Genomic DNA, 6,544 nt, shown 5'->3' on the forward strand with positions numbered 1-6,544 from the left:
GGTCAGTAAATGGGGGGATAAAGGAGGCCCGGGGGGATCACTGGACTGACGCCAAAAAACGGGTGTCAGTCCAGTGCCGGGCCGAATGGGTTTACTTCGCGCAGTTAGCGCATTGTTTGCTGACGATTTGCTGGAAGAAATCGTTGCCTTTGTCATCGACCAGGATGAAAGCCGGGAAATCTTCTACTTCGATTTTCCAGATTGCTTCCATACCCAGCTCCGGGTATTCCACGCATTCCAGATGCTTAATGCTCTGCTGCGCCAGTACCGCTGCCGGACCACCGATGCTGCCTAAGTAGAAGCCGCCGTGTTTGTGGCAGGCGTCAGTTACCTGCTGGCTACGGTTACCTTTCGCCAACATGATCATGCTGCCGCCATGGGACTGCAGCAGGTCAACATAGGAGTCCATGCGACCCGCAGTGGTTGGGCCTAAAGAGCCAGACGGATAACCCGCAGGGGTTTTGGCCGGACCCGCATAGTAGATCGGGTGATCTTTCACGTACTGTGGCAGGCCTTCGCCGGACTCAATACGTTCTTTTAGCTTCGCGTGGGCGATATCGCGACCGACAATGATAGTGCCGCTCAGCGACAGACGAGTAGAAACCGGGTACTGAGAAAGCTGGGCAAGGATCTCTTTCATTGGGCGGTTGAGGTCAACTTTGACCACTTCACCTTCGCCTGCCTGGCGCAGGGATTCCGGAATGTATTGAGCTGGATTGTGTTCCAGTTTTTCAATCCAGATCCCTTCGCGGTTAATCTTGGCCTTAATGTTACGATCTGCGGAGCAAGAGACACCCATACCAACCGGGCAGGACGCGCCGTGGCGAGGCAGGCGGATCACGCGGATATCGTGCGCGAAGTATTTCCCGCCAAACTGGGCTCCGAGGCCGAGTTTCTGCGCTTCTTCCAGCAGTTCCTGTTCCAGTTGCAGATCGCGGAACGCCTGGCCGTGCGCATTACCTTCAGTTGGCAGTGCGTCATAGTAGTGTGTGCTGGCCAGCTTCACCGTTTTCAGGGTGCTTTCCGCTGACGTGCCGCCAATGACAAATGCAATATGATACGGCGGGCAAGCTGCAGTACCCAGCGTACGCATTTTCTCCACCAGGAAGTTTTTCAGTTTGCCGGGAGTCAGCAGCGCTTTGGTTTCCTGATACAGATAGGTTTTGTTCGCTGAACCGCCGCCTTTGGCTACGCACAGGAATTTGTATTCGTCGCCGTCCACGCTGTACAGATCGATTTGTGCGGGCAGGTTGGTGCCAGTATTCACTTCTTTGTACATATCCAGCGCCGCGTTTTGCGAGTAGCGCAGGTTATCTTCAATATAGGTATTAAATACGCCTTTAGAGAGTGCCGCTTCGTCGCCGCCACCGGTCCAGACACGCTGACCTTTTTTCCCCATGATAATGGCCGTACCGGTGTCCTGGCAGGTTGGCAACACGCCTTTGGCGGCGATTTCGGAGTTTCTCAGGAACTGCAGCGCGACATACTTATCGTTTTCGCTGGCTTCGGGATCATGGAGGATTGAGGCGACTTGCTGTTGGTGTTCAGGGCGGAGCATGAAGGAGGCGTCGTGGAAGGCTTGTTGGGCCAGTAGCGTAAGTGCTTCAGGAGCTACTTTCAGGATTGTTTCGCCTTCAAACTCGCCAACGCTGACGTGATCGGATGTCAGCAGGTAGTACTCAGTTTTGTCTTCCCCCAGTGGGAAAGCCGCCTGGTAAGTGAATTCAACTTTTGACATTTGCTTCCAGCCTTTTCATTTTTCTCAGGAATTTTAAAATTCTCTGCGTCTTAACGGTGGCGTGCCGTACCAAAACGGACGGCACGCGAACTGTAATTACAGGAAACCGTACATTGCGGCGAAGATCCAACCAAAGACACAGGATACGCTTACGCCGATCAAACCAGGCAGAATGAAACTGTGGTTGATAACGAAGCGGCCAATGTGGGTAGTGCCGGAACGGTCAAACTGAATTGCCGCCAGATCGCTTGGGTAAGTCGGCAGAATGTAGTAACCGTAACATGCCGGAGCGGAAGCCACGATGTATGCTGGATCGACCCCAATTGCCAGCGCGACCGGAACAATCGCCGCCAGCGCCGCTGCCTGAGAGTTTACAAATTTAGATACCAGCAGCAGAACAATTGCATAGGCCCACGGATACTCTTTCACCATGTTGCCCAGCACACCTTCGATTTCTGCCATGTGCGCGCCGAACATGGTTTCTGCCATCCAGGCAATACCGTACACCGCCACAATCGCGATCATACCGGAACGGAAGACTTCGTTTTTAGATATTGAAGCGGGATTAGTCTTCGTCAGGATAATAATCAGCGCACCGGTCAGCAGCATGAACATCTGGATGACCAGTACCATTGACAGCGGTTTGCCACTGAAGGTAGGACGCAGTTCAGAGAACGCGCCGAGCACGGCAACAACGGCGATAGCGGCAAGGAAGATCCACATGGCCAGCCAGTTGCTTTTCGGCAGCTTTTTGTCTAACAGCGTGGCGGTATCGCCATAAACGTAGTTGTGGTTTTCAGGTACGGAAATAAACTTCTGGAACTCTTCATCTTTATCCAGATCTTTACCACGAAACCAGCTGAAGATACCGATCGCCAGGATACCCAACAGGGTAGACGGGATGGTGATGCTGAGCAGGTCGAGGAATTCGAGATGCTTGCCTTCAAACGTTACGTTACCCAGCATGGCGACCAGTGAAACAACGGCTACGGAAACAGGGCTGGCGATAATCCCCATCTGCGCACCGATAGAGCTCGCCGCCATCGGACGTTCCGGGCGAATATTGTTCTTAATGGCAACGTCATAAATGATTGGCAGGATGGTGTATACCACGTGGCCTGTACCACAGAGAATCGTCAGGGTGCAGGTCACGAACGGGGCGACGATGGAAACGTATTTTGGGTTACGGCGCAGCAGCTTTTCAGCAATTTGCAGCATAACGTCAAGGCCACCGGAGGCTTGCAAGGTTGCCGATGCGGCGACCACGGCAATAATAACCAGCATGACATCTACAGGCGGTTTACCCGGCTGAAGATGGAAAACGAAAACCAGAATGACCAGGCCGATACCGCCTAATAAACCCAGCGCGATACCGCCCTTTCTGGCACCATAAAACAAACATATTAATATTATGAGAAGTTGTATACTAAATAACATTTTATTTACCCTCGCGAAAAACCCAGTCAATTTTTTGAAAAATGGATCTGTGCCACATTCTTTTTTGCCGGAATAGGCATCAAAAAATGGTCAGTATTCGATATGTCCGTATTTGCGATTAATGTTAAAATGTCTTGCTAGAATGTTTTCTTAAAATTATGGTGATATTTGGCTTTTTTCTGTGGTGTTGATCAGAGGAAAGTATCCTCAGGCGATGGGAAGCAGGGCTGGGTGTGGAGAGCTGCGGTTGACGCTGTAATTTATCTGTTTTGCGTTTTCCGCTATTACGTGAACCACCGACAAAATGGGTGAGTAGATTATTTATGTGATCACGCTCGCGCCATTTCATGATGTAATGAGGTTGGCGTGCGGATACTTTTACTTGCTCACAAAAATGTACGGTGTCCATGGTACGTAGCATGGTCTCCATTGCTACCAGTCTAGATTTTGTATGTCTGGTTAATTTCAGACTAATCCTTTATGGGTAAAAATACACACTCTGCGAGTTAGATAATACTTAATTAACTTTTGTTAGCGATTTTGAAATTAAAAACAGTGTGACGTTAATCAATATTAAAATAATACATTTAACATGCTGGATACAAATACATTTGATCTAACGCAAATTTATAATTCTGCAGCATGAGTCAGCAAAATAGGGATTTTTCATTATTTTAATAATTGTTACTTTCAAATAACAAATAATCCCAATATGTTTTTATTGGCAATATTGTTTAAGCAATGAGTAGTGCTCAGCCTGAACGCGGTAACGATAAACCGGTCTACCCGTTACGCCATAATGGATGCTGGTAAATAATATGTGACAATTGACGAGCCAGATAAGATATTTACGGCATGAGACGCGCGAGATATTGACCTCATTAGCCAGCTCATCGGTGGAGAACTCCTGATCCTGATGCTCATCAATCCACTGACACAGCGTGCGTAACGTTTGTGGCGTTAACCCTTTAGGTAAGCGCCGCGCTTCCTGCTCATTAGAGGAACTTCCATGAATCAACTGGTCAAGCTCAGACTGTTCATAGTACTGATGCTTTTCCATTTCGTTTTTCTTTTGTAACCACCCGGTAAGCGCTTCTTCAAAACGGGATGCCTGAAAAGGTTTGATCAGGTAGTCAACGACACCATAGTGAAGGGAGTCTTTGATAGTCGTTGCGTCAGCGGCGGAAGAGATGACAATAACATCACACTTGCAACCTTCGCTGTGCAGAACGGGCAACAGATCCAGACCGTTTTCTTTTTGCATATAAATATCAAGCAAAATCAGGTCGATATGATTACCGCTATGAAAGATTATCTCTTTCGCTTTCTCCAGCGTGGAGGCTGTGCCGCAGCAATGAAACCCGGAGAGTTGTGCAACATAACGACGGTTTAATTCCGCTACCATTGCATCGTCATCGACAATTAAGACATTGATCATCTGCTGGCCCTCTCACCATTCCACGGTAACTGTACAAAAAATTGGGTGAAGATCCCAGGTTCAGACTCGACGGAAATATTGCCGCCAACGTTTTCAACCTGTTGTTTAACAAGCGCTAAACCAACGCCCCGTTCGGTTCCTTTTGACGAAACGCCCTTCTCAAAGATGTGCTCAATGTGTTCGGGGGCGATCCCCGGACCATCGTCATTCACTTCGCAATGCAACCAGCCGTGTCGATAATGCAAGGATACGCTGATCTCGCCCCCAGGTTCTTGACCTAGCGCTTCCAGGGCGTTTTCAATTAAATTCCCCAGAACGGTAATCAGCACTGCCACCTGATCTTCGTTGCTGTTTTCCGGCAACTGGCTTTCATTGCTGATCACCAGGCTATGGCCTAAATCAGATGTGCGATTAATCTTACTGAGTAAAAATCCTGCGATCACCGGGGATTTAATTTTTCCTAACAGCGAGCCAATCTCTTCTTGATAATTGTTCGCGGTCTTCAGGATATAATTTTCAAGCTGCTTATAACTTTTCAGATGCAATAATCCCAGAATCACGTGCAATTTATTCATAAATTCGTGGGATCGTTCACGAAGTGCGTCGGCATAGTTAACCATACCGTCCAGACGCTGCATCAGTTTTCGGACTTCAGTTTTGTCTCTGAAGGTTGAAATGGCCCCGATGATTTTACCGTTGCTGAGCACCGGAACTGTGTTTATCAAGAGTAGTCGATCCTTCACCATGATCTCTTCATCGCGACGCGGCGTACCATTATGTAGTACCTGTGAAAAATCGACCACCTGTGACCACGCGTGGCTGAGCGTAGAGAGCTGAGCATCGTCTTGCGATTTGTGGTAATCCAGTAGCTCCTGCGCCGCTTGGTTTATCAGCGTTACCTCACCGCATTCGTCAACGGCAATGACGCCTTCCTTTATAGAATGCAACATCGCCTGGCGTTGTTCGAACAGATTGGATATTTCATAAGGTTCCAGGCCAAACAGAATGCGCTTGAGGACTTTAACGAATATCCATGTGCCGAGTAGCCCAACCAGTACACCAAATAAGATGGACCAGATGATGCTACCGCGACTGTTATTGATCTGTTCAGCAACTCTGCTTAGCTCAAGACCGATCGCCACGACGCCAATTTGTCGGTGATGCTCGTCATAGATTGGGGTGAAAACACGCAGGGCTTGTGCCAGGAACCCGCGATTAATAGCCACATTCTCTTTGCCTTGCAGGGCCAGCAAAATGTCATCACCTTTAAACGGCTGGCCAATTCGTTGCGCTTCGGGATGGGAGTAACGAATGCTCTGCATATCGGTGACTACAATGAACAAAAAGTCATTGCTCTTATTCACCGCCTGGGCAATCTCCTGAATGCCACTTTCTTCGGGCTTCTTCATTAGCCCCTGACGGATTTCTGGAGAATTCGCCAGCGTTCGTGCGACAGCAAGCGCTTTATCAGCTAGCGCATCGCGCGTCATATTACTTATTTGCGAGAAATAAATCAGATGAACGACAAGCAGCACAGAGAAGAGTACCGCACTGACCATGAGGATCACGGTGGTACCGAGCTTCATCGGGCGTTTGCGTATAGCAGTACGTTGCAGAGAGTGTCTCATCACGGTCCTGGAATCACTGTTTGTACGGGTATTATCGCCTGATGGGGTACGTAATTCAAAGGTGGTAGGGCTATGGGGCATAGGCTACCTGTACTTTTCTTCTTTTATATAACGTAGCGCGAATTTCTTTCTATATAGAGAATAGAGATTTCCTTATCTGTTTTTCTACTTTTCAGCGATGGTGGCCGCTAATCTTCTTACGATTGTGGATAACTCTGTGTGTAAATGGGTATAAAGCGGGGTTTTGCTGTGGAATGCAGCACTCAGTCATTTTTCTGTCATTTAAGGGTTGCGGGCTGCAGG

The 6,544-nt window shown here is 48.6% G+C and carries 5 protein-coding genes; all 5 read right to left on the reverse strand.

The features are described 5' to 3' along the window. Positions 1–91: 91 nt before the first annotated feature. The 5 genes from fumA to OGY15_RS23560 all read right to left on the reverse strand — a co-directional run bounded on the left by fumA (position 92) and on the right by OGY15_RS23560 (position 6,241). A complete protein-coding gene (gene fumA / locus OGY15_RS23540; RefSeq protein WP_016155418.1) occupies positions 92–1,738 on the reverse strand; it encodes a class I fumarate hydratase FumA in 1,647 nt (548 codons plus the stop codon). A gap of 96 nt (positions 1,739–1,834) precedes the next feature. Then, positions 1,835–3,175 (reverse strand): anaerobic C4-dicarboxylate transporter DcuB, encoded by a 1,341-nt coding sequence (gene dcuB, locus OGY15_RS23545; RefSeq protein ID WP_151218014.1) that lies wholly within the window; start codon positions 3,173–3,175, stop codon positions 1,835–1,837. 124 nt (positions 3,176–3,299) lie between these two features. Next, the gene (locus OGY15_RS23550) at positions 3,300–3,596 is read right to left on the reverse strand and encodes a hypothetical protein (RefSeq protein WP_286541339.1); all 297 of its coding nucleotides are present in this window, start codon (positions 3,594–3,596) and stop codon (positions 3,300–3,302) included. Between the two features lie 297 nt (positions 3,597–3,893). Then, positions 3,894–4,613 (reverse strand): two-component system response regulator DcuR, encoded by a 720-nt coding sequence (dcuR, locus tag OGY15_RS23555; protein WP_151218012.1) that lies wholly within the window; start codon positions 4,611–4,613, stop codon positions 3,894–3,896. After that, complete coding sequence (locus OGY15_RS23560; RefSeq protein ID WP_210905457.1) at positions 4,610–6,241, reverse strand: sensor histidine kinase; 1,632 nt, start codon at positions 6,239–6,241, stop codon at positions 4,610–4,612. Before OGY15_RS23560 ends, dcuR begins: the two co-directional genes overlap by 4 nt. Positions 6,242–6,544: the final 303 nt, after the last annotated feature.

The sequence above is a fragment of the Citrobacter sp. Cu231 genome (genome assembly GCF_030332265.1).
In the GTDB taxonomy this organism is placed as follows: Bacteria; Pseudomonadota; Gammaproteobacteria; order Enterobacterales; family Enterobacteriaceae; genus Citrobacter; species Citrobacter meridianamericanus.